The 23647-nt window shown below is 61.5% G+C and carries 21 protein-coding genes and 1 tRNA gene; 8 read left to right on the top strand and 14 right to left on the bottom strand.

Features of this window, described 5'->3' with window-relative positions:
• Positions 1 to 131: 131 nt before the first annotated feature.
• Both HBO11_RS21970 and HBO11_RS21965 read right to left on the bottom strand, forming a co-directional pair.
• A complete protein-coding gene (locus tag HBO11_RS21970) occupies positions 132 to 545 on the bottom strand; it encodes a hypothetical protein (protein WP_169955633.1) in 414 nt (137 codons plus the stop codon).
• Between the two features lie 70 nt (positions 546 to 615).
• Complete coding sequence (locus tag HBO11_RS21965) at positions 616 to 1524, bottom strand: alpha/beta fold hydrolase (protein ID WP_169955634.1); 909 nt, start codon at positions 1522 to 1524, stop codon at positions 616 to 618.
• 200 nt (positions 1525 to 1724) lie between these two features.
• On the opposite strand from HBO11_RS21965, the gene HBO11_RS21960 reads away from it, so the two are divergent.
• The gene (locus tag HBO11_RS21960) at positions 1725 to 3365 is read left to right on the top strand and encodes a glycosyltransferase family 39 protein (protein ID WP_169955635.1); all 1641 of its coding nucleotides are present in this window, start codon (positions 1725 to 1727) and stop codon (positions 3363 to 3365) included.
• A 34-nt stretch (positions 3366 to 3399) separates the two neighbouring features.
• Here HBO11_RS21960 and HBO11_RS21955 read toward each other — a convergent pair whose 3' ends face one another.
• The 6 genes from HBO11_RS21955 to HBO11_RS21930 all read right to left on the bottom strand — a co-directional run bounded on the left by HBO11_RS21955 (position 3400) and on the right by HBO11_RS21930 (position 10387).
• On the bottom strand, positions 3400 to 5475 hold the full coding sequence (locus HBO11_RS21955) for a TonB-dependent siderophore receptor (RefSeq protein ID WP_169955636.1): 2076 nt from the start codon (positions 5473 to 5475) through the stop codon (positions 3400 to 3402).
• 305 nt (positions 5476 to 5780) lie between these two features.
• Positions 5781 to 6449, bottom strand: coding sequence for a hypothetical protein (locus tag HBO11_RS21950; RefSeq protein ID WP_169955637.1), 669 nt, complete (start codon positions 6447 to 6449; stop codon positions 5781 to 5783).
• A gap of 206 nt (positions 6450 to 6655) precedes the next feature.
• A tRNA-Phe gene (locus tag HBO11_RS21945) sits at positions 6656 to 6731 on the bottom strand.
• Positions 6732 to 6834: 103 nt separating this feature from the next.
• Positions 6835 to 7107, bottom strand: a complete 273-nt coding sequence (locus HBO11_RS21940; protein WP_038445278.1) for an oxidative damage protection protein — start codon at positions 7105 to 7107, stop codon at positions 6835 to 6837.
• On the bottom strand, positions 7104 to 8171 hold the full coding sequence (gene mutY / locus HBO11_RS21935; protein ID WP_169955638.1) for an A/G-specific adenine glycosylase: 1068 nt from the start codon (positions 8169 to 8171) through the stop codon (positions 7104 to 7106). The genes HBO11_RS21940 and mutY overlap by 4 nt, the downstream gene beginning before the upstream one ends.
• Positions 8168 to 10387, bottom strand: coding sequence for an AsmA family protein (locus HBO11_RS21930; protein ID WP_169955639.1), 2220 nt, complete (start codon positions 10385 to 10387; stop codon positions 8168 to 8170). The genes mutY and HBO11_RS21930 overlap by 4 nt, the downstream gene beginning before the upstream one ends.
• Positions 10388 to 10683: 296 nt before the next feature.
• Here HBO11_RS21930 and HBO11_RS21925 point away from each other — a divergent pair, with 296 nt between their 5' ends.
• The 7 genes from HBO11_RS21925 to HBO11_RS21895 all read left to right on the top strand — a co-directional run bounded on the left by HBO11_RS21925 (position 10684) and on the right by HBO11_RS21895 (position 16451).
• The gene (locus HBO11_RS21925; protein ID WP_169955640.1) at positions 10684 to 12345 is read left to right on the top strand and encodes an OFA family MFS transporter; all 1662 of its coding nucleotides are present in this window, start codon (positions 10684 to 10686) and stop codon (positions 12343 to 12345) included.
• A 238-nt stretch (positions 12346 to 12583) separates the two neighbouring features.
• Entirely contained in the window at positions 12584 to 13177 is a 594-nt protein-coding gene (gene hisB / locus HBO11_RS21920; protein ID WP_003218037.1) for an imidazoleglycerol-phosphate dehydratase HisB, read from the top strand.
• The gene (gene hisH / locus HBO11_RS21915; RefSeq protein WP_169955641.1) at positions 13177 to 13815 is read left to right on the top strand and encodes an imidazole glycerol phosphate synthase subunit HisH; all 639 of its coding nucleotides are present in this window, start codon (positions 13177 to 13179) and stop codon (positions 13813 to 13815) included. Before hisB ends, hisH begins: the two co-directional genes overlap by 1 nt.
• Positions 13815 to 14072 (top strand): DUF2164 domain-containing protein, encoded by a 258-nt coding sequence (locus tag HBO11_RS21910; protein WP_169955642.1) that lies wholly within the window; start codon positions 13815 to 13817, stop codon positions 14070 to 14072. Before hisH ends, HBO11_RS21910 begins: the two co-directional genes overlap by 1 nt.
• A 39-nt stretch (positions 14073 to 14111) precedes the next feature.
• Positions 14112 to 14849, top strand: a complete 738-nt coding sequence (hisA, locus tag HBO11_RS21905; protein WP_038445290.1) for a 1-(5-phosphoribosyl)-5-[(5-phosphoribosylamino)methylideneamino]imidazole-4-carboxamide isomerase — start codon at positions 14112 to 14114, stop codon at positions 14847 to 14849.
• A gap of 9 nt (positions 14850 to 14858) precedes the next feature.
• Positions 14859 to 15629: an imidazole glycerol phosphate synthase subunit HisF gene (hisF, locus tag HBO11_RS21900; protein ID WP_003171107.1), complete on the top strand. Its 771-nt coding sequence runs from the start codon at positions 14859 to 14861 to the stop codon at positions 15627 to 15629.
• A gap of 66 nt (positions 15630 to 15695) precedes the next feature.
• On the top strand, positions 15696 to 16451 hold the full coding sequence (locus tag HBO11_RS21895; RefSeq protein WP_169955643.1) for an ABC transporter substrate-binding protein: 756 nt from the start codon (positions 15696 to 15698) through the stop codon (positions 16449 to 16451).
• A 4-nt stretch (positions 16452 to 16455) separates the two neighbouring features.
• Here HBO11_RS21895 and HBO11_RS21890 read toward each other — a convergent pair whose 3' ends face one another.
• The 6 genes from HBO11_RS21890 to gpmI form a co-directional block, all read right to left on the bottom strand.
• Positions 16456 to 17715 carry a Vps62-related protein gene (locus HBO11_RS21890; protein ID WP_169955644.1) on the bottom strand — a complete coding sequence of 420 codons (1260 nt, stop codon included), beginning with the start codon at positions 17713 to 17715 and terminating at the stop codon, positions 16456 to 16458.
• Between the two features lie 153 nt (positions 17716 to 17868).
• Complete coding sequence (locus HBO11_RS21885; RefSeq protein WP_178121770.1) at positions 17869 to 18411, bottom strand: hypothetical protein; 543 nt, start codon at positions 18409 to 18411, stop codon at positions 17869 to 17871.
• Positions 18412 to 18480: 69 nt separating this feature from the next.
• Positions 18481 to 19254, bottom strand: a complete 774-nt coding sequence (locus HBO11_RS21880) for a divergent polysaccharide deacetylase family protein (RefSeq protein WP_169955645.1) — start codon at positions 19252 to 19254, stop codon at positions 18481 to 18483.
• 1 nt (position 19255) lies between these two features.
• On the bottom strand, positions 19256 to 20563 hold the full coding sequence (locus tag HBO11_RS21875) for a S41 family peptidase (RefSeq protein WP_169955646.1): 1308 nt from the start codon (positions 20561 to 20563) through the stop codon (positions 19256 to 19258).
• A gap of 29 nt (positions 20564 to 20592) precedes the next feature.
• On the bottom strand, positions 20593 to 21879 hold the full coding sequence (locus HBO11_RS21870) for a murein hydrolase activator EnvC (protein WP_169955647.1): 1287 nt from the start codon (positions 21877 to 21879) through the stop codon (positions 20593 to 20595).
• A 232-nt stretch (positions 21880 to 22111) separates the two neighbouring features.
• Positions 22112 to 23638 carry a 2,3-bisphosphoglycerate-independent phosphoglycerate mutase gene (gene gpmI / locus HBO11_RS21865; RefSeq protein ID WP_169955648.1) on the bottom strand — a complete coding sequence of 509 codons (1527 nt, stop codon included), beginning with the start codon at positions 23636 to 23638 and terminating at the stop codon, positions 22112 to 22114.
• Positions 23639 to 23647: the final 9 nt, after the last annotated feature.

Here is a 23647-nt window from a genome sequence, read left to right as displayed (position 1 = left end):
ATGTTGGCTGGGCCGACGTCTTCGCGGCGATGCGGCGATCCGACAAGCCCGCTCCCACATTTGATCTTCACTGCTTTGAGCATTGCGCTCGCTTAACTGGTCGGCATTAGGGCAAGCCCGCTTGTGTTGTATCAATCCTGCGCGCTGGTCAGCGCCTGGGATGCCGCCACGTAGTCCGCCTGGAACTCTGGCGATTCAATCCACGCCAACGCCGCCGCTTCATCATCGCTGTCGGTGGACCACTGCCGATACTCGATCAGCGCCGCCAGGATAAAGTCCGTGGCGTTTTCTTCGCCTTCCTGCTCCAGCACCAGCGCCAGCAACGGGTGCGCCAGGAATGCCGCACACAGCGCCTGCTGGCTGGTCTCGCCGGCCGCGCGCATTTGCACGAACAGTTCGGTCAAATCCACCGACTCAAGGTCAATACGCTCGTCGTCACCTGCAAACGCATCCTGCTTGGGCGCATTGGCGCGCTGGGTGCGGTTCTGCTTGGCCTTGGCTTTTGCCCGCTGGGCACGTTTTTGCTGCTTGTCTAGCGAAGCCATGGGCTCACGTCCTTGGTTCAGGATCTGGGTGGCGTATTGAAGCGCAGGTCTGGCGAAATCCCAAGGGTTTCTACAGCCGTGACCCCGGCGTGTCGGCCGGCAACTGGCCATGCTGCAACCAGGCCAGTGCAATCGGCCACAACCGATCCTGATATTCGCTACGGAAAAACGCGAAATGCCCGACGGCCTTTTCGCCAATATCCATGGGCGCGATACGCAGGTGCGTGCGCTCGCTGGCCTGGAAGTAGTTCAGCAGGCGCTCGATGGCGGGCACCGTGCCAAACGGGTCGTCGCTGATGCTGATCGCCAGGATCTGTGCCTGCACCCGGGCAAAGGGCAACACGCCCAAGGCCCGCCCGCTGGGGCGTGTCTCGTAGGTAGGCGTGGGCGTGCTCCAGTCGCGCACCACCCCGGCGGGCGTGTCTTCCAGCCAGCCCAGGCGCTTGCCCGGGAAATACCCGCAGACGGCGGTGACCAGTGGCATCACCAGGTGCCATTTGGCAAACATCCGCCAGCGCCCGTCCGCTTGATAGTCGCGCCAGTAGGCGAACTGCGCCCCTACGGTTACCAAGCGCCTGATCGCCGCCCCCGACGCCCCGAGCCCGGCCGCGCAGCCGCCAAAGCTGTGGCCGACCACATCAATGGGCTGCCCGGCAAACTCGCGCTGCGCCCGTTGCACGATGGCCTCGAAATCCAGCCGGCCCCAGTCTGACCACGAGGCCTTGAACCCGCGCAATGAGCCACTACGCGACTCGCCGATACCGCGATAGTCGTAGGTGATGACGTCCATGCCATTGGCAAACAAGTACGCGGCAAAGCGCGAATAGTGACGGCAGCGTACCGAGGTGGCGGCGTTTATGATCACCACTGGGCGCTCGATGTCGCGGCGGATATGGCGCCAGGTGAAACCGCCGATGGGGTAGTGGTCGGCGGCGGGCTCGCGGAATGTCTCGGGGTGAGGGCGGGTGGGCAGGTTCATGAAAGGCCTTGATCCATGCGCTGTGGATAGGGGGAGTGAGCCAGAACTTTAGTGATCGTTGACGATTTTTTGCTGGCAAGCCAGCGCCTACAGTGAGTTGTTGTCTGTGCCATCGCAATGTTGCGTTTGGTTCAGGCGCGATTCAGGCGTGCTGCCGGCAATATACGCCAGCATCTCCCCCGGCCCTGGCAGGTTAAACCATGGAACACCGCAACCGTTTTCGTGTGGAGGCCCTGGGTGTTTTCCTGGTGGCCTTGTTGTTATTTACCCTGGGCATCTGGGATCAACAGCCGCAAGGGTTTGACGGGCGTTGGGCGGTGTTCATGCAGGAGATGTTCCGCCACGGCGCGAGTCTTTTCCCTACCACCTACGGTGAGCCTTACCCGGATTACCCAGGGACGGCGACTTATTTCAGCCTGCTCTTTGCCCGGTTGTTCGGTGCGCCTAACGACCTGGCTAACGTGCTGCCCACCGCCCTGGCGTCGGCCGGGGTCATGGCCCTGGTCTACCGTTTGCTGGTGCCCTCCGGGCGGGCCTGGGCGTTGCTGACGGTAGTGCTGACGGCCTTGACCGCGCAATTGCTGGAGAAGTCGCGTTCAGTCTGCCTGGACCAGATGGTCTCCCTGCTGTGCCTGGGCTGTTTCTACCTGCTGCACACCGGCGAGCGCCTGGGCTCGCGGCTGCGCCAATACGCAATCTTTCCCCTGTTTGTGGCGGCCTTTGCCATTCGTGGCCCTTTGGGGTTGATCGAGGTCTGTGGTGTTGCCTGCGTGTATTGGGCGCTGGGGCCTGCCCGTTCGCGGGAAGAGAAGATTGGCTTGCTGAAAAAGGTGATTGCCCACGGCGTGATCGGCCTGGTCCTACTCCTTGCCTGTTGGTGGGTGTTGCTGAAGCTGGCGCGGATCACCGGGGGTGATGCTTTTGCCGATGAGGTGATGAAGATGCAGGTGGCCGGCCGCCTGGATGAAAGCGGCGAACCGTTCTACTTCTACTTCAAGCTGAGCCTGTATCGCTACTTCCCGGTGATCCCGCTGGCGCTGGCGACGTTGATTGCCCTGCGCCACACCTGGTCGGCGCGCAATCAAGATGCCGATGTGCGGCTGATGCTGCGCCTGGGCGGCTGTGGCCTGATGATCCTGCTGGGGTTATCGGTGCCGAACTTCAAGCGCGCCTACTACATCCTGCCGATGGTCCCGATGTTTGCCGCCGTGGCGGCCTACGGGCTGCTACAGGCCCGGGGCTGGTTGCTTGGGGTGCGTCGGGGTTATGAGTGGCTGGTGGCGGTCCTGCCGCTGCTGGGGCTTGTCGTGGTCCTGGTCTGCCGGCAGCTGTGGAGCAAGCACGGTTACTGGCCTGATGTTTCAGTGCCGGGATTGATTGCGCTGCTGGTCGTCCTGCAACTGGCGGCGGTGGCTGCCTGGCGTCGTTTGCACGGCCGTGTGGGGCCGCGACTGGTGACGCTCAGCCTGATCGCGCTGGCCACTCAATGGCTGGTACTGGTGACGGTCGTGGAGCCGGCCAAGGATCTGCAATTCGACACCAAAAACTTTGTGGGTGCGGTGGAAAACCTGCGGGCCGAGCACCCCGGACCGTTGGTGTTTCTCAACCTCGGCAAGGACACCTGGGCCATTCGCTACATCATGAACCTGGACCATGACGAGCAGCCGCTGTTTGTCGGGCGCGACGACCTTGCGCAACTGAACGCGCTGCCGCGCTCGTCCTTGGTCATCGTCGCGCGCAAGGAAACCGAACTGCTGCAGGCCACGCCGCTGGAGCACCTGGCCCCAGCGTTCAATGGGCGACTCAATGACAACCCGTTATTGGTGTTCCGGGTGCCGTGATCAGCCGCCGCAGTGTCGTGGCCTTACAGCTCGATCAAAAGTTGTAGGCCAGTGTACCGACGAGCGTACGACGGTTACCGATGAAGCAGTCACCTCGTGCCAGGCATGTGGTGTAGTAGGTCTTGTCTTCCAGGTTGGTCGCGTTGAGGCTCAGGTTCCAGTTCTGGTAGCGATACCCGAGCATCGCGTCCACCAGGGTGGAAGACGGTGTTTTCAGCCGGTCGGCCCCATCCCAGCTGGTTCCTACATAGCGAATGCCTGCACCGACGCTGAACCCGGAAATGTCGCCGATGCTGAATCGATGCTGGCTCCATACCGACGCCATGTTCTCTGGAACGCTGGCCAGGCGTTTGCCTTGCTCGGCGGGCGAACCCTTGATGACGGTGGTGTCGGTGTAGCTGTAGGTGCCAATCAGGTCCCAGGCGGGCGTGACTGTCACCAGGGCTTCGAGCTCCAGCCCACGGGCACGGGTTTCACCACTTTGCAGGGTGTTCATCGCATCCAGGGGGTCGGGCATGCGGCGGTTCTGCTCGCGAATGTCATACACCGCTGCGGTGTAGAGACTGTTGCTGCCAACCGGCTGATATTTCACGCCCAGCTCCCATTGTTTGCCCTTGAGCGGTACGTAGGGTTCCAGCGTTCGCCGGTTGAGGCCGATTTGGGGCTGGAATGATTCGCTGTAGCTCAAGTAGGGCGCTATGCCGTTGTCGAACAGATAGGTCAGGCCCGCGCGGCCGGTCAGCTTGTCGTCCTTTTGTCGGGCGCTGCCTTGGGTCTGGCTGGCGGACCAGTCCTTGCGCAGGCCCAGGGTCAACAACCACTGCTCGTATTTGATCTGGTCCTGGGCATACAGCCCTTTTTGCATGACCCGTTGTTCCGGGTCTGCGGTGAGGCGAATGACAGAGGGATCAAAGGTGCCATACACCGGTTCGTACACGTTCAGTGGTGTTGCGTTGCCGCTGGCGCCGTCCCGGTTGGAGACGGCATGCTGGTAATCGCCTCCCAGCAACAGGGTGTGTTGGAGCGGGCCGGTGTCAAATCGAGCCTCGGCGTTTTGGTCGGCGACCCACACTTTGACCTCGGGTTTGGAAACGTAATAGACGCGGTCGAGGGTCTGGTTATCGGGCTTGAACGGTGGGTTTTTGGCAAATACCGAGTAAATCGATTGGTAGCTGACTTTGCTTTTTTGCCAGCGCAGGTTTTGGCGCAGGGTCCACGTATCGTTCAGATGCCACGAAAATTGCGACGTCAGCGCTGTCTGGTCACTGTCGTATTCGTCAAAGCCTGGCTCGCTGGCGAACCGGTTGCTGTGGATCCGGCCATATGGCGCGTTCCAGACGGTACCTTTGTGTGGGAAGAACTGCGTGGTGGAGCCGCTGTCATCGCGCTGGATGTTGGCCAGGAGGGTCCAGTCGATATCGTCGTTGGGGCGCCAGGTCAGCGATGGCATCAGGACCTGGCGGTTGTCTTTGACATGATCAACCTGAGTGTCACTGTCGCGCTGGATCGCCACCAGCCGGTACAGCAGCGTGCCTTGTGGGTTCAGGGAGCCGGTGGTGTCCACGGCGACCTGCTTGCGGTTGTAATTGCCGTACTGCAGTTGCACTTCGGTGTGCTGTTCGGCTTTGGGGCGTTTGCTGACCTGATTGATGAGGCCCCCCACGGGGCTTTGCCCATACAGCATCGACGCGGGGCCCTTGAGCACTTCAAGGCGTTCCAGGGTGAAGGGGTCGGTGCGCACGTTGGTGTAAGTACCGAAGCTCTGCTGTAAACCATCCAGGAACAGGGCCGGCGAGCTGCCTCGCACTTTCGACCAGTCTCCCCGGCTATCGAGCCCGAAGGTCTCGGCCCGCACCCCAGAAACATACCGCAATGCGTCTTGCACGGTCAGTGCGCCCTGATCGCGCATGCGGTCGGCGCTGATGACGGAGATCGACTGGGGGATCTCAGTGATTGGGGTGTCAGTCTTGACCCCCGTTGCACTGCGCTTGGCAACATAGCCTTTGACCGGGCCGTCGGCCGTTTCTTCTGAGGCAGTTGCCGTAATGCTTTGGCTGGGCAGTTCGAGCTGGCCTTTTTCCTCGGCCGCGAAGGCGGCGGGGGCAAGCATCGAAGCGAATCCTAAGGGGACAAGGCCAAGTGCCTTCAACCATGAACCTGGCTCGCGTGCAGAAGGCATCGCAGCTCCTTGATTATTTTTAGTGGTGCAGGGGGGATTTTGCGCGCCAGCTTAAATGATAATAATTGCTATTAGCAACTATGGGCTTCAGTCGAGCCTGGCTTTTTGGCGGGGGGGATGTTTGATGCGGGCGACCGGGTGGGGTCGCCCTGTGCGGGGAGGGGCAATCAAGGCTGGCCGTCAGGCAGGACTGCGAAGTGACATTCGCCGTGCACTACCTGGAATGGGGCGACGAACTATTTGCAGCGATACCCCTCGGGCATCGTCACGCTGTAGTTGCGCTGCACACGGTCCTGGAAGTTCAGGTTCTGCAAGCCCTGCTGCACCAGGAAGGCCTCGACCTTGGCCGCCTGGCAGTCCTCGTTGTAGGACGTTACCCGCAGCAGGTACACCGCGCGTTTGCTCGCTTCATCCCGAGCCGTGGCGGTGAAGGTGGTGAGGGTGGTGTAGCCGGTGCGTTCCGAACTGCCTACCGGGCCATAGGTGGTGTTCGGCGTGCTGGTGCAGATCATCTGGTCGCTTTTTTTCTTGCTGTTCTTGCACACGGTAGAGGTGCTGGTTGGCACCTGCCCATACTCGGTGGCGGTATAGCGGTAGGTCACCTGGTGGCTGTCGATATCGAGGGTGATGGTGATTTTTGGCGTGCGATTCTTGGGTAGGGTCACGTCGGTATAGACCTCGCGAAACCCCTGGTCCTTCATGGCGCTGACCATGTCGCGCAGGTAGTAGCGGGCATTGAGCGCATTCTCGCTATTGCCGCCGACCGATGTCACCAGCACGGGCGCCTGTCGGTCAAAGTGATAGTCCGGATCAGGGGTTGCATTGATCGCGACGTCCATCGTCGTGGCGCATCCGCTGAGCAGCGCTGTCAGCATTAACAGCGTGCAGAACAAATACCTGGTCATGAAGTAACTACCTTGCTGAAGAGTGGATTAAGGCTAGACGGTTGAGCAGCGCGATAAATAACACATCGGATGCCCGTGAGGCTTGGCGTTAACCTAAAAGTAACCAGAGGGGCGCTGGCGCACTAAATCGCAGGCAACAAAAAACCCGCACTAGGCGGGTTTCTTGGGTGTTCCAGATGATGTTTGCACCACCTGAAACTAATAAGTGGTGCCCAGAGACGGAATCGAACCGCCGACACGGGGATTTTCAATCCCCTGCTCTACCGACTGAGCTATCTGGGCAACGGGGCGCATTAAACGGGTTTTTCAGGGGGTCGTCAAGCAAGTTTTCAAAAAATATTTAATTATTACCGTCGCTTACGTGCCAACCCCGGTTTTTGCTCAATTATTGAGCAGGCGGCACGTAGCCGTCGGCCTTGGCGTAATCCTCGCCGGAAAAGTACTTGTCCATCTCGCCCTGCAGATATTTGCGGTCTTCGGCGTTCATCATGTTCAGGCGTTTTTCGTTGATCAGCAGGGTCTGGTGCTTCTGCCAGTCGGCCCAGGCCTTGGCGGAGACGTGGTCGAAAATGTCCTGGCCCTTGGCGCCCGGGAATGGGGCGCGCTCAAGGGCGGGCAGTTCTTCGTGATACTTGCGGCAGATGATGGTGCGGGTCATGACGAAACTCCTGCGTTCAATACGTCGGCCGCGCGCTTCAGCAGTTTTTTCACCGGGGCGGCAAGGCCCAGGCGCGGCGGGGTGGCGAGGTTATACCAGAGCCAGTCGGCCTCGGCCACGTGATGGGCCGATTCCTCGACCTGCACCAGCCAGGGTTCGATAGCCAACTGGAAGTGGCTGAAGGTATGCACCAGCCCGGGTAGTTCCTGATGTTTGCCCAGCGCCAGTGAGTGCTGGTTGGCCAGGTGTTCCAGATCGTTCAGGTTGTCCAGTTCCGGCAAGCTCCACAGCCCGCCCCACAGCCCTGTAGAGGGGCGACGGTAAAGCAGGATCGCGCCCTCCTGGTTGGCCAGCATCGGCATCAGCGTGCGCTTTTGCGGGATGGTCTTGCGTGGCTTGGGGATCGGGTAGCGGGTTTCCAGGCCCAGCATGTGCGCCTCGCAGCCCTTTTCCAGGGGGCACAGCAGGCAGCTGGGCTTGCTGCGGGTGCAGAGGGTGGCGCCCATGTCCATCATGGCCTGGGTGTAGGCGTTGACGCGGTCGTGGGGGGTAAAGCGCTCGGCAGTGGCCCACAGCTGCTTGGCCACCTTGGGCTCGCCCGGGTAGCCTTCCTGGGCGGTAAAGCGTGCCAGCACGCGCTTGACGTTACCGTCGAGGATCGGCGCGCGCAGGCCCATGCTCAGGCTGGCGATGGCGCCGGCGGTGGACAGGCCGATGCCCGGCAGCTCGGTGAGTTTCTCTACATCGCGGGGAAACTCGCCGCCGTATTCGGCGACGACAATCTTCGCGGTCTTTTGCAGGTTGCGTGCCCGGGTGTAGTAGCCCAGCCCAGTCCACAGGTGCAGCACTTCATCTTCCGGCGCGGCCGCCAGGGCTTCGACCGTTGGCAGCGAGGCCATGAAGCGATCGAAGTAATTGAGCACGGTGCTGACCTGGGTCTGTTGCAGCATGATTTCCGAGACCCACACCCGATACGGGGTGATGCCCTGTTGCCAGGGCAGGTCATGGCGGCCGTGACGGTCGTACCAGTCGAGCACGGCCGCTGAAAATTGCTCGTTTCTCATCGGTTGAACAAACCTTTGAGGGCGTCTTTGAGCTTGGGATTGACCTTGTCGAGCTTCTCTTCAATCTTCTCGCTGAGCTTGTTGCCCGCCATTTTAGCGGCCACCTGGCCCAGGCCGTCCTTGTCCAGGCGGCAGGCCTTGGCACCCAGCTCCAGCGGGCCACGGCAGCGCAGCGGTACTTCGATGCCCTGGAAGTTCGAGCCGACCTGGCAGGCCGGGTCCGGCATGTCGCGCTTGTCGCCTTCGACGATGATGCCCACGCGGTAGTCCATGCCCAGTACGCGCAGGTCCACGTCGCCATTGCCGTTGACGGTCAGGCCGGGGATGCGCACTTTCAGGTCCGGGTTGCTGGCCACGCCATTACGCAAGGTCAGGTTGCCCTTGAGTTCCTGGAACGGAGTGTCCTTGCTGCGCGGTGTGGCGGCCAGGGTCTTGCGGTTGAGCAGGGCAATGCCGGTGCACAGTTGTTGCTCAAGGTTGGCATTGAGCAGCACGCCATTGTTGATGACGAAGCTGGCGGTGCCGTTGAGGCTGTCGATCAGCGCTTTCTGGCTGTTGCCACGCCCGCTCAGGTTGCTGTCGAGGGTGATCTGGCCCTTGACCGGCGGGGTCTGCCCCTGGGCCTGCAGGATGCGCTCGACCGGCACTTGCTTGATTTTGGTCTGTAGCGCCAGCACCGGCACATCCTCCCGTGCATCGAGGCTGCCGCTGGCCTGGAACGTGCCGTTGTAGAGACCGCCGCTCAAGGTGTCGAGCTTGAGCTGGCCACCCTGGCCGGAGGCCTTGAGTGCTGCATTCTCGATGGGCAACTGGCTCAGGGTCAGTTGGCCGAAGGACAGGTCGGCAATCACGTCCAGGCTGCGCAGGCGCGCCAGTGGCAGTAGCTTGTCGGTGCTCCAGGCGCCTTTGGTCGGCGCGTCCGGCAACGGCGTGGTGCCACCGGCGGCCATGGCCCCGGCTTCGCTGCTCTGCACCTCGGCCTTGCGCGCAACGGCGGCGCTGTTGGCGGCCTCGGACTTGGCGGGCAGGTAGTGGTCGGCATTGAACGTGTCGGCCTTCAACTGCACGCGCAGGGCTTGCTTGGCAAAGTCCTCCACCGCCAGGCGCCCGGTGAAGGTGCTGCCATCGACTTTGAGGTTGAGGTCTTCCAGGGCCATGCTCGACGGCGTGCCTTGCAGGCGGCTGACCAGTTCGACCTTGCTCAGGCTCTCTGGGGCCATGGCCGGTAGCGGCTGGCCGACGCTGTCGAGGAACTTGGCCAGGTCAAACTGGGCAATCGACAGGGCGCCGCTGATCTGCGGGGTTTTATCCAGGTCGTTGACCTTCAGTTCGCCCAGTGCCCGCAGTTGGTTGAGCGAGAGCTTGAGGCCGGTCCACTCGGCAATGTTTGCCGACAGGTCCACCAGCAACTGGCCCTGGGTGGCAAACGTCACGGTCTTGCCTTGCAGCGGCTCGCCAGTGGCTTCGCCTGCGATTTTCATGTCTTCGAACTGATAGCGCTTGAGGGCACGATCAAAACGCAGCTCGCCGTTGAGCTCGCTCTTGACCCGCATTACCGGCTGGTTGCTGCCGAAGAACGCGGTGAGCTTGACCGGAATGCTTGCGCCTTCATGCACGGCACCGGTGCTCAGTTGGATGCTTTCGGCGCTGAACTGCTTGCCGGTCTGCTCGTCGTTGTACTCGATGCGGGCGTTGTTGACCGTCAGGCTGTCGATGTCCAGGCGGATCGGCTGGGCCGGTTTCTCCGGCGCTGGCGCCGTGGTTGGCGCAGTCGTCGCGGGTGCCTCGGCGGTGCCGGTAGCTGCAACGGGCGGTGCCTTGCCGATATCTTCCCAGTTGCCATGGCCTTGCTTGTCGCGGGTCAGGCGCAGGTTCAGGCCCTCGACGCGCACATCGCTCATCTGCACTTCGCGGCGCAGCAGCGGCAGCACGCGTACCGACAGGCCGAGCATCTGCAGGTCGGCAAACGGTTGGGCAGGATTGCTCAGGGTAGCCACGCTGGCTTCATGCAACTCCAGGCCCAGCCAGGGGAACAGGCTCCAGCCGATATCGCCATTGAGCGTCAGCTCGATGTGGGCCTTGTCGCGGGCAATCTGGCGAATCTCGTCTTTATAGTCGTTGGGATCGAAGAGGTGGGTCAGGGCAAAGCCCAGAGCCACAATGATCAGCAACAGCCCGAGAAGTACCAGACCCAGGATTTTGCCGAACGCTTTCATGGGCGAGTCCTTGTGTGTCGATTTTAAAATTTAGCCGCAGAGTATAACGCCGCGAGGTCCACGGCTGTTTACGCATCGTTACATAGTGTCAAACAAAACAGATGAACCGAAAAAGGTAGTGTCAGTTTGGTTTCTCTCGCTGCGCCAGATGCTAATCTTTGCGCGTTCGCCCGCCTTCTGCGACGAAACGTCGCGCTTACAAGGAGCTTCACTCGACAAAACGGCCACGCATTGCGTGCAAAGGCCGAGGAGGAGAGCGCCTGGCGAACACAGACCAATAACTGGGGGAAACACCAATGAACACTAGCACTGCGGCCGGCGTTACTGCTGCGCAGCCTGCGTTCCTGTCCAAGGAGCGCATCATCGCCAAGCCCGGTTTCAACCGCTGGCTGGTTCCGCCGGCCGCCCTGGCCATCCACTTGTGCATCGGCATGGCCTACGGCTTCTCGGTGTTCTGGCTGCCACTGTCCAAGGCGCTGGGTGTGACCGCGCCGGTGGCTTGTGCGCCGGACATGAGTTTTATCGCGCAGATCTTCTCGTCGTCCTGCGACTGGCCGATTTCCATGCTGGGCTGGATCTACACCCTGTTCTTCATCTTCCTGGGCTGCTCGGCAGCGATCTGGGGCGGCTGGCTGGAACACGCCGGGCCGCGCAAGGCCGGTGTGGTCTCGGCACTGTGCTGGTGTGGTGGCCTGCTGATCTCGGCGCTGGGGATCTATACCCACCAGATCTGGCTGATGTGGCTCGGCTCCGGGGTCATTGGCGGTATCGGCCTGGGCCTGGGCTATATCTCGCCGGTCTCGACCCTGATCAAGTGGTTCCCGGACAAGCGCGGCATGGCCACCGGCATGGCGATCATGGGCTTTGGCGGCGGGGCGATGGTCGGTGCGCCGCTGGCGGCAGCGCTGATGGGCCACTTTGCCTCGCCGACCGGCGTGGGCGTGTGGCAGAGCTTTTTGGTAATGGCCGCGATCTACTTCGTGTTCATGATCGGCGGTGCCTTGTCCTACCGCGTGCCACCGACCGGCTGGAAGCCTGAGGGCTGGACCGCGCCGGCGAAAAAAGCCAGCAACGCGATGATCACCCACCGTCACGTGCACGTGAACGTGGCCTGGAAAACCCCGCAATTTCGCCTGGTCTGGCTGGTGCTGTGCCTGAACGTATCGGCCGGTATCGGCATCCTCGGCATGGCGTCGCCGCTGTTGCAGGAAGTATTTGGCGGCAAGCTGCTGGGCGTGGACGTGCCATTTGGCCAACTGGATGCCGGGCAACTGGCCTCCATCGCCGCCATCGCGGCGGGTTTCACCGGGCTGCTGAGCCTGTTCAACATTGGTGGGCGGTTCTTCTGGGCGTCGTTTTCCGACTACCTGGGCCGTAAGAACACCTACTTCGTGTTCTTCGCCCTGGGCTTTGCCCTGTATGCGCTGATCCCGAACCTCGGCCACCTGGGCAACGTCTCGCTGTTCGTGGCGGCGTTCTGCATCATCCTGTCGATGTACGGCGGCGGCTTCGCGACCGTACCGGCCTACCTGGCGGACCTGTTCGGCACGCAAATGGTCGGCGCGATCCACGGTCGCCTGCTCACCGCCTGGGCGGCGGCCGGCGTGCTGGGCCCGGTGTTGGTGAACTACTTGCGTGAGTATCAGTTGAGCATCGGCGTCGAACGCGCCGCGGCCTATGACATCACCTTGTACATCCTCGCCGGCCTGCTGGTGCTGGGCTTTATCTGCAACCTGCTGGTACGCCCGGTGGCCGACAAGTACTTCATGACCGACGCCGAACTGGCTGCCGAACAGGCCCTGGGCCATGACAAGGGCGCCGATGCCAGCACTTCCCTGGAGTGGAAAGCAGCCTCTGGCACCGTGCCATTGGCCATTGCTGCCTGGCTGGTTGTAGGTATCCCGCTGGCGTGGGGCGTGTGGGTGACCTTGCAGAAGACTGCAGTGCTATTCCACTGATGTAAAAACCTGTAGGAGCCGGCTTGCCGGCGATGGCGTCAGTGAGGTCGATGCTGATCTTGCGAATGCTTCGCCGGCAAGCCGGCTCCTACAAGGGTTGTTGCGTGCTTGTCGGGGGTTGTATGCACATGTCTATCCCCGACAGGCCGTCAGTCTTATCCCCTTCGATGTTTCTGTTTAGCGCCCGCAGCCCCTATAATGGCCACCTTTTTCGCCCAATGATTTTGCGGAGCTGGTGATGGCCGAACGTAAGGCGTCCGTCGAGCGCGACACTCTGGAAACCCAGATCAAAGCCTCGATCAACCTGGATGGCACCGGAAAGGCCCGATTTGATATCGGTGTTCCTTTTCTTGAGCACATGCTGGATCAAATCGCCCGTCATGGGCTGATCGACCTGGATATCGTCAGCAAGGGCGACCTGCATATCGACGACCACCACACCGTGGAGGATGTCGGTATCACCCTCGGCCAGGCGTTTGCCAAGGCCATCGGCGACAAAAAAGGCATTCGCCGTTACGGCCACGCCTATGTCCCGCTGGATGAGGCGCTGTCGCGTGTGGTCATCGACTTTTCGGGCCGCCCAGGCCTGCAGATGCACGTGCCCTACACCCGCGCCACCGTGGGCGGCTTTGATGTGGACCTGTTCCAGGAGTTCTTCCAGGGCTTCGTCAACCACGCCCTGGTCAGCCTGCACATCGACAACCTGCGCGGCACCAACACCCACCACCAGATCGAAACCGTGTTCAAGGCTTTCGGCCGCGCCCTGCGCATGGCGGTGGAGCTGGATGACCGCATGGCCGGGCAAATGCCGTCGACCAAGGGCGTTCTGTAATGCAGACGGTCGCGGTTATCGACTACGGCATGGGCAACCTGCATTCGGTGGCCAAGGCCCTCGAACACGTCGGCGCCGGCAAGGTGCTGATCACCAGCGATGCGCAGGTGATCCGCGAAGCCGACCGTGTGGTGTTCCCCGGTGTGGGCGCTATTCGCGATTGCATGGCCGAAATCCGCCGCCTGGGCTTTGACAGCCTGGTGCGCGAAGTCAGCCAGGACCGGCCGTTCCTCGGGATCTGCGTGGGCATGCAAGCCTTGCTCGACCGCAGTGAAGAGAACGGCGGCGTCGACTGCATCGGCCTGTTCCCGGGGGATGTGAAGTTCTTCGGCAAGGACCTGCACGAAGACGGCGAACACCTGAAAGTCCCGCACATGGGCTGGAACGAAGTGCGCCGCACCGTCGATCACCCGTTGTGGCACGACATCCCGGACATGGCGCGTTTCTACTTCGTACACAGCTACTACATTGCCGCCGGTAACCCGCGCCAGGTGGTGGGTGGCGGGCACTACGGCGTCGATTTCGCCGCAGCCCTGGCCGAAGGCTCGCGCTTTGCCGTGCAGTTCCACCCGGAGAAAAGCCATACCCATGGCCTGCAGTTGCTGCAGAACTTCGCCAGCTGGGACGGGCGCTGGTAATGGCCAAGAAGATCAAGCCGCCGATCCTCAACCTCACTCCCCAGCAGGAGAGTGAGGCGACCGACAAGATCAAGCGTTTCATGGAAGACCGCTTCGAGCTCCGTCTCGGGTCGTTCGAGGTGGCTGAGATCCTCGAACTGTTCACCACTGAAATTGCTCCGCACTATTACAACAGGGCGATTTTCGATGCCCAGACGCACCTTAAAGAAAGGTTCGAGAGCATCGAAAGCGACTTGTGGGCGCTCGAAAAACCCTGATTTTCCGAGCAATGCTGAATATCGAATAAGGTTTGCCAGATGCTGATTATCCCCGCTATCGATCTCAAGGACGGCGCTTGCGTACGTCTGCGCCAGGGCCGCATGGAAGATTCCACGGTGTTCTCCGATGACCCGGTGAGCATGGCTGCCAAGTGGGTGGAGGGCGGCTGCCGTCGCCTGCATCTGGTGGACTTGAACGGCGCCTTCGAAGGCCAGCCGGTCAATGGCGAAGTGGTGACGGCCATCGCCAAGCGCTACCCGAACCTGCCGATCCAGATCGGTGGTGGTATCCGCTCCCTGGAAACCATCGAGCACTACGTCAAGGCGGGCGTGAGCTACGTGATCATCGGCACCAAGGCCGTGAAAGACCCGGCCTTCGTCGCCGAGGCCTGCCGCGCGTTCCCCGGCAAGGTCATCGTGGGCCTGGACGCCAAGGATGGTTTCGTCGCTACAGACGGCTGGGCGCAAATCAGCACCGTGCAGGTAATCGACCTGGCCAAGCAGTTCGAAGCCGACGGTGTGTCCGCCATCGTTTATACCGACATCGCCAAAGACGGCATGATGCAGGGCTGCAACGTACCGTTTACCGCGGCGCTGGCGGCTGCCACCAAAATCCCGGTGATCGCTTCCGGTGGTATCCACAACCTGGGCGATATCAAGTCGCTGCTGGACGCCAAGGCGCCGGGGATCATTGGCGCCATCACTGGCCGCGCGATCTACGAAGGCACCCTGGACGTCGCCGAAGCCCAGGCTTACTGCGATGCCTACAAAGGCTGAGGACTGACCATGGCGCTGGCCAAACGCATCATCCCTTGCCTGGACGTCGACAACGGTCGGGTGGTCAAGGGCGTCAAGTTCGAGAACATCCGTGACGCCGGCGACCCGGTGGAAATTGCCCGTCGCTACGACGAGCAGGGCGCCGACGAGATTACCTTTCTCGACATCACCGCCAGCGTCGACGGCCGCGACACCACGCTCCATACCGTGGAGCGCATGGCCAGCCAGGTGTTTATCCCGCTGACCGTGGGCGGTGGCGTGCGCACCGTGCAAGACATCCGCAACCTGCTTAACGCGGGTGCAGACAAGGTTTCGATCAACACTGCGGCGGTGTTCAACCCGGAGTTTGTCGGCGAGGCCGCGCAGCATTTCGGTTCACAATGCATCGTCGTCGCCATCGACGCCAAGAAAGTCTCAGGCCCCGGTGAAACCCCGCGTTGGGAGATCTTCACCCACGGCGGGCGCAAGCCTACCGGCCTGGATGCGGTGGAGTGGGCGATGAAGATGGAAGGCCTGGGCGCCGGTGAGATTTTGCTGACCAGCATGGACCAGGACGGCATGAAAAACGGCTTCGACCTGGGCGTGACCCGCGCCATCAGTGACGCACTGGGCATTCCAGTGATTGCGTCCGGTGGGGTGGGCAACCTGCAACACCTGGCCGATGGCGTCATCGAAGGCCACGCCAGTGCGGTGTTGGCGGCGAGCATTTTCCACTTTGGCGAATACACCGTTCCCGAGGCCAAGGCCTACATGGCTGCACGCGGCATCGTCGTACGCTAAACGCCACTGGACACCATGACAGGCTCGCGGCACTCTGGGGCCTGCCATGGATTCCGGTAACCCTACATGTTCAAAGACCTGCTGCTTGCCCTCGCCAGTTCTTCCATTCTGTTGGCGGGCTCGGCCAACGCCGCCGAGCCTTCCGGCACCTCCCTGGTGCTGCTGACGGAAAACTTTCCGCCTTACAACATGGCGAAAAACGGCAAGAATTTTGCCAAGGACGAGAACATCGAAGGCATTGCGGTGGACATTGTCCGCGAGACCTTCAAGCAGGCCGGCATTTCCTACAACCTCACGTTGCGCTTCCCCTGGGAGCGGATCTATAAACTCGCCCTGGAACAGCCAGGCTACGGCGTATTCGTGATGGCGCGCCTGCCGGACCGCGAAGCGTTGTTCAAGTGGGTCGGCCCCATCGGCCCGGATGACTGGGTGCTGCTGGCCAGGGCCGACAGCAGCATCCAACTGACCGACCTTGAGCACGCCCGCACCTACAAGATCGGTGCCTATAAAGGCGATGCCATTGCCCAGACCCTGGAAAAACGCGGGCTCAAGCCGATTATCGTGCTGCGCGACCAGGACAATGCGCAAAAGCTCATGGAGGGGCAGATCGACCTCTGGGCCACCGGCGACCCCGCCGGGCGGTATCTGGCGCGCCAGGTCGGTGTTTCCGGGCTCAAGACGGTGCTGCGCTTCAACAGCGCCCAGCTGTATCTGGCACTGAACAAGGACGTGCCGGATGAGGTGGTGGCCAAACTGCAGGCGGCGCTGGACCAGCTACGTAAGGAAGGCGTGGTCGATCAGATCATGGCGCGCTATCTCTAGCGGTTCATGAGGCAGGCGCTGGCAACGGCTTGCAAGTGACCGCGCATTCACGGGCCGGTGGGTATTCGCTCCAATACACACTGTCACCGTCGGTGTAGCTGATGCTAGTTGACACTTGCGTACCGTTTTCCCGCAGCAGCTTGTAATTGCTTTGCACCAGATAGACGGCTACCGCCTTGTGCGCGGGAACTGTGGCGTTGACTTCAAAAGTGGTCGAGCTGGTCCACCCTTCGGAGGACGTTTGCGTGTGCGTGAGGCTGCCGCTGAGTTTTGCCGAGACCTTGCCCGAAGCGCCCCACACGTTGAAACCCCATTCGGTGCCAATTTCGATGGCCGTGGTGTCGGTCAGTGTCTTGAGGCTACTGCCGTTCTGCCCTCGCGTAGCGGTCCATTTGAAGGTCTGGTTCAGCGAGCTGTTGTTATGACCAAACCCGACCAATATGTATTTGTCCGATCGTTCCAGTCGGTAAGTGGGGGACGTACGCAGTTGTTGGAGGGGCGACAGATTGGGGTCCGTGACGGTAAACCAGGCCAGTTTTGCGATATAGGTCACTTCGGCCTTTTCGAAAGGTGAAGGCTGTCGCTCGCTTGCAAGTGCTGGCGCCGGAGGCGGGGCCTTGGCCTGCAGGGGGATCTGCATGCGCAATGAATAAGCCGCAATGTGTACCGAGGGTTTGGTATAGCTGGCGACTCCGACAAAGGTTCCTGCCGACAGGTACACCTCGCCTGCCGCCGCCCCTGGAGGGCTGATGCCCCAGGCGCTGAAGTCCAGCCGGGCGGGGCTGCGCCTGTTGTTCCAGATCGGGTCGCTGATGTATGAGGCAATCACCAGATCCGCTCGAACGCACCGGATCGTGTTGAGTGAAGGTTTTTCGTAGCCGTCAGTGGCCACCAGTCCCATTGCTACATAGCCGGTGGGTGGAAGCGGGCGCCAGATGGCCCCGTTCGAATGGGCACTGGAGCCTTTGTCATCCCACACTTTTTCGAACTCGATGGGTGGCATGAGTGCGTTGCCTTTACTGCGCTCTTCTTCGGTTAGTGCAGGGGCCTCCGATACCACAGCGACCGTGGCTTTATGGTTGATACCGTCGTGTCCGGCAACCGCATGGTCGCCGAGCGGAAAATAGTCGGTGAGGAAGTCGGCGGACGGTACCGGGCGCCAAAAACTGACGGGTGCTGCGTTGGGTGAACCCTTGTTGTCCCAGAGTCGACTGAACTCCGTTGTGAAATTAATGAGCAGATTGCCAAATTTTATTGATTCCATTCGTGGGGCTCCGGTTGTTAGCGAGGCTTTATGAAGTCAACCCGCAGGGTTGAGGGTTGGTCGGCCTGATCACAGGCATAGGTGCAGACTTTGACAGGCTTGTTATTTACAAAAAGGATCTTGGTGAGGTGGTCCTCTGGCCCGCTGACCGCGTCATCGAGTGGGCGAAACAGAGCGATGGGTTCTGGGCGGTTTGCGGGCCAATAGGGTCGTTGATATAGGCGTTGCGGGCGTCGATAGGCGCGCTGTCAGGGCCAGAATGTCAGCGCCATCGGCGGGCGCGGCCTCAGCCAGTTTCAAGGGCGTGATCCCATCGTCAATCAGGCTTGCCAGCGAGGTGTGCAGCTCGACGATGGCCAGGTCCACCCCTTGGCTGCTGCTCCACTTGAGGGTTTTGAGTGGATAAGCCTTGATGGTTTCCAGGGTGTCGTCGAAATAGTTGAAGTTGACGCTGCCCTTGATCGGCAGATCCTCATGCACCAGACCGCCGAGACGATGCAGACAATGGCTGCTGGTCACCACATAGGCCGGACCGGATTTTCCGTGCGCATTGCGCGTATCCAGCAGGCTGGCGGTACACAGGGCCTGGCTTTGGTGCTGTTGCCGGTTATTGTGCAGAAGCCTGGGCGCAGCGATGAGGGCTGTGTAAAGGGTGCTGGGCAACAGCCCAGAGAGAAGGTGTCGAGAGGGGGTCATGATCATCCTGATAGTTGAGTGTTGTCCGCTCACTATTCAGGTGTTCACGTGCGGCGGTGCGGTAGCTATCTAGCGGTAGATGCCATTTTTGCCGTGGCCGCTCATGGCCTGGTTGCTGCGCACACTGATCATCAGCTTGATATCAATCCACTCGACGCCCTGGGCCTTGAGCTTGGGCAGCTCGCGCTCCAGCACCGCCAGGGTCTGTGGGTATGGGTGGCCGATCATCACTGCCGAACCCTGTTTGTGCGCCAGCTTGATAGCCGTCTGCAACTGCGTGGTGATGGCCGCTTCGGTGCGTTCGTCATCCAGAAATACATCCCGCGAGACGTGGGCCAGGTTGATCTTCTGTGCCTCGGCGGCGGCCACGGTCTTGGCGCTGGTGCGGCTGTCGACGAAAAACTTGTGCCGGCGCTGCAACTCGCCCATCAACCACGCCATGGCGCCAGGCTCAGCGGTCATGCGGCTGCCCATATGGTTGTTGATGCCGGCGGTGTAGGGCACGGCCTTGAACGCTGCATCCAGGCGCTTGCCCAGTTCTTCGACAGGCAGCTCGGGGTGCCAGGCGAACGGGCCGGTGGCCGGGTCCATGGGCATGTGCAGGATCACGATCTTGCCGGCGCGATGGGCTTCGCGGGCGAACTCGGCGGCGTGCGGGGTATCGGGCATGATCGCCGCCGTCACCGGGCCGGGCAGGGCCAGCACGCGACGATCCCTGGGCAGGTTTTGCCCAAGGTCGTCGATGATCAGGGTCAGGTAGGCTTTGTGGGGCTGGTCGGCAGGAGTCGCTTGGGCGACTCCTGCCAGGCTGCACAACAGAGCGAGGATGAGCGCAAAACGCATATCAACGGCTGCGCGTAATGCTCAGGCCCTTGAGCAGGCTCAACGCCTGGGCCAGTTGGTAGTCGTCGTCCTGTGGCATCGGCTTGGCTTTCGGTCCGCTGCCGCTTGGCTGGTCGGCGCCGCCGTTGCCATTGCCCAGGTGACCTTGCAGGTCGGCTTCCTTGAAGTATTCGTTGTCGCTCTCGTTGGTGATCTTGGCCCGACGCACCTCGATATCCGGCACGATGCCCTGGGCCTGGATCGAACGACCATTAGGCGTGTAGTACAGCGCCGTGGTGATCTTCAGCGCACGCTCGTTGTTCAGCGGCAGCACGGTTTGCACCGAGCCCTTGCCGAAGCTGGTGGTGCCCATCAGTACACCGCGTTTCTGGTCTTGCAGGGCACCGGCGACGATTTCCGAGGCCGAGGCGCTGCCGCCGTTGATCAGTACTGCCAGCGGGACGTTTTCGCTGAGGTCCTTGCCGGTGGCCGAGAAGCGCAGTTCGGAGTTGGCGATGCGGCCCTTGGTGTAGACGATCAAGCCCTTGGTGATGAAGTGGTCGACCACTTCCACCGCCGATTGCAGTACGCCGCCGGGGTTGTTGCGCAGGTCCAGGACAATGCCGTTGAGCTTCTTGCCGTTGTCCTTGCGCAGCTTGGCCAGGGCCTTGGCCACTTCGTCGCCGGTCTTGACCTGGAACTGGGTGATGCGGATGTAGCCGTAACCCGATTCCAGCAACTGGCTCTTCACGCTCTTGACCACGATGGTGGCGCGGGTCAGGGTCACGTCAAACGGGCTGCCGCCGTCACGCACCAGGGTCAGGGTGATTTTCTGGCCGACCTTGCCGCGCATCTTGTCGACGGCTTCGGTCATGGTCTGGCCACGGGTCGGCTGGCCATTGATCTTGACGATCAGGTCGCCGGCCTGGATGCCGGCCTTGGACGCCGGGGTGTCATCGATTGGCGACACCACCTTGATGATGCCGTCCTCGGCGCCGACCTCGATGCCCAGGCCACCGAATTCGCCGCTGGTGCTTTCCTGCAGCTCGGCGAAATCTTCCGGACCCAGGTAGGCAGAGTGCGGGTCGAGGTTGCTGAGCATGCCTTTGATGGCATTTTCCAGCAGGGTCTTGTCGTCCACAGGTTCGACATAGGCTGCCTTGATCCGGTCCATGACCTCGGCAAAGGTGCGCAATTCGTCCAGCGGCAGCGGTGCCTTGGTGGTCGCGGCCGTGGCTGACGGGGCGGTCTGGTCGGCGAATGCCATAGGCGCGCCGATCACCAGGGCGATCGTCAGGGCCAGCGAAGTGAGGCGGGACAAATGCAGCATGTCGAACGAACTCCTAATGTAGGTGCGGCCTATCCTTGGGCGCGACACCATTGTGCAGGGTCGCTCGGGCGGCCCTGCTGACGAATAGCGAAGTACAGCGCCGGGGTGTCCTGGCCGCCACTGTTACCGACAGTGGAGATGGATTCACCGGCTTTTACAACATCACCTGCGGCCTTGAGTAACGTCTGATTGTGGCCGTAAAGGCTCAAATAGCCATTGCCGTGGTCAAGAATCACCAGCAAACCGGCGCCGCGCAGCCAATCGGCGAACACCACGCGCCCGCCGTGCACGGCATGCACCTGGCTGCCCGCAGAGGCGCTGATCATCACGCCATCCCACTTGGTGCGGGTGTCATCGCCACGGGTTTCACCAAAGCGTGCCAGTAGTCGACCATCAACTGGCCATGGAAGTTTGCCTCGGGCAGTAGCAAAAGGCCCGCCAAACGATTCACCGGCGCTGGAAACCAGTGGGCCGGGGGCTGCACGCGCCGGTTTACGCGGGGCGTCGCTGGCGAGCGCCTCGGCTTCACGCTGGCGCTGTTTTTCTGCTTCCTGCTGGGCGATCAGCGCTTTCTGCCGCGCTTGTTCGGCTTCGCGGGCCTGGCGTGCCAGGGTTTCCTCGATGGTTTTCAGTACTTTGGCCAGGTCGGCCTGGTCCTGCTGGCGCGCCTGCAACTTGGCATCACGGGCTTTTACATCACTGTTGAGCTTGGCCAGGGCCTGTTGGCGTTCCTTGCGCACCTTGTCCAGCTCGTCGCGCTGGGTGTCGAGGCTGCTTTTCTGGGCCAGTAACTGGCTTTGCTGATCGGCGATTTCCCTCTCGACGTTGGCCAACTGGCGCAGGGTCTCGTTGAAGCTCTTGAGTTGCTCCAGGCGCGCGGTGCTCAGGTAGTCGTAGTAGGTCAGGGTGCGGGCGAATTTTTCCGGGTTCTGCTGGTTGAGCAGCAGCTTGAGGTACTCCTGGCGGCCGTTCTGGTAGGCGGCACGGGCCTGGATTGCGATCAGGCGTTGCTGTTCAACGCGCGCGCTCTGGAGTTTTTTTTTCTCACCGTCGAGTCGCTCCAGTTCCGACTCGCTCTTCTTTAGTTCTTTTTGCAGCTCCTGGACCTGCTTCTCCAGCTTGCCCATTTCGGTTTCCGTGCCGCGCAGGTCTTTCTGCACCCCGGATTTTTCTTCCTGGAGCTTGCCGAGCAGTTTCTTCAGCTCGGTAATGTCCTGACGCGTAGCGTCCAACTGTTGTTGGGTTTGCGCACGCTCGTCGGCCAGGGCCGGTTGGAGCACGCAGACAAGAGCAAGGGTAATCAAGGCGCGAAGCATAGAGGCGGGCGACACCAGGGAAAGGGACGGCCTAGTATGCCCGCCCCACGCTGCAAAAAAAACGCCCAATGGGTAAGTTAGCTGCCATACGGCAGGGTATGGCTAAACGCCACCCTCAAAAACACCTCTAACTCACTGTAGGAGCTGGCTTGCCAGCGATGGGGGCCTTGAACCTTGTGGTGATCAATCAGGCGCCATCGCCGGCAAGCCGGCTCCTACAGGGCGTTTTGGTTTAGACCAGAATCGAGGTGCCGGTCATCTCGGCAGGCTTCTTGAGCCCCATCAGCATGAGCATGGTCGGCGCCACGTCTGCGAGCACGCCGCCTTCGCGCACTTTGAAGTCGCGCTTGCCGACATAAATGAACGGCACCGGCTCGGTGGTGTGGGCGGTGTGGGCCTGGCCGGTGGACTCGTCGGACATCTGCTCGCAGTTGCCGTGGTCGGCGGTGATCAGTGCTTCGCCGCCGACCTTTTCCAGGGCGTCGACGATCCGGCCTACGCACAGGTCCAGGCATTCCACGGCCTTGACCGCGGCTTGCAGGTTGCCACTGTGGCCGACCATGTCGCCGTTGGCGTAGTTGACCACGATCACGTCATAACGCTGGTGTTCGATGGCGTCGACGATCTTGTCGGTAACTTCCGGTGCGCTCATTTCCGGTTGCAGGTCGTAGGTGGCGACTTTCGGCGACGGGATCAGGATGCGCTCTTCGCCGGGGAACGGTTCTTCACGCCCGCCGGAGAAGAAGAAGGTGACGTGGGCGTATTTCTCGGTTTCGGCGATACGCAGTTGGGTCTTGCCGTTTTTCGCCAGGTAATCACCCAGCACGTTTTCCAGGCTGCCCGGGGCGAAGGCCGACGGGGCCGGGATGTTGGCGGCGTATTGGGTCAGCATCACGAACTCGACTTTCGGCTGGCGCGCGCGCTCGAAGTCTTTGAAGCCCTCATCGACGAACACATGGCTCAGTTCGCGGGCACGGTCGGCGCGAAAGTTCATGAACACCACGGCGTCGCCATCTTCGACCTTCACGGGCTCGCCGATGGTGGTGGCCTTGACGAACTCATCGCTCTCGCCACGGGCGTAGGCGGCTTCCAGGCCTTGCTGGGCGGTGGCTGCGTTGAATTCGGCGTTGCCGTCGACGATCAGGTTGTAGGCCTGGGACACACGGTCCCAGCGGTTGTCGCGGTCCATGGCAAAGTAGCGGCCAACCAGGCTGGCGATGCGGCCCTTGCCGAGGGCGGCGAAGGTCGCGTCCAGCAGTTCGATAGACGATTGCGCGCTTTTGGGCGGGGTATCGCGGCCATCAAGGAAGGCGTGCAGGTAGATCTTCTCGGCGCCGCGCTTGTAGGCCAGTTCGGCCATGGCGACCAGGTGGTCCTGGTGGCTGTGCACGCCACCGTCGGACAGCAGGCCCATGAAATGCACGGCCTTGCCGGCGGCGACGGCTTTATCCACCGCGGCGCAGATGGTCGGGTTCTCGAAGAACTCGCCATCGCGGATGGCTTTGGTCACGCGGGTGAAGTCCTGATATACCACTCGTCCGGCGCCCAGGTTCATATGGCCGACTTCGGAGTTGCCCATCTGGCCGTCCGGCAGGCCGACGTCCATGCCCGATCCGGAGATCAGGCCATTGGGTACGCTGGCGCACAGGCGGTCCAGTACGGGCTTGTTCGCCGCGAATACGGCGTTGTCGTGGTGGTTTTCACTGTGACCGAAGCCATCGAGAATCATCAGGACCAAAGGTTTAGGCGTGGTAGTCATAGATCCTCT

It is taken from the genome of Pseudomonas sp. WS 5010 (genome assembly GCF_012985565.1).
In the GTDB taxonomy this organism is placed as follows: Bacteria; Pseudomonadota; Gammaproteobacteria; order Pseudomonadales; family Pseudomonadaceae; genus Aquipseudomonas.
The sequence above is the reverse complement of the archived record's forward strand: the minus strand, read 5'-3'. Positions and strand labels throughout refer to the sequence as shown.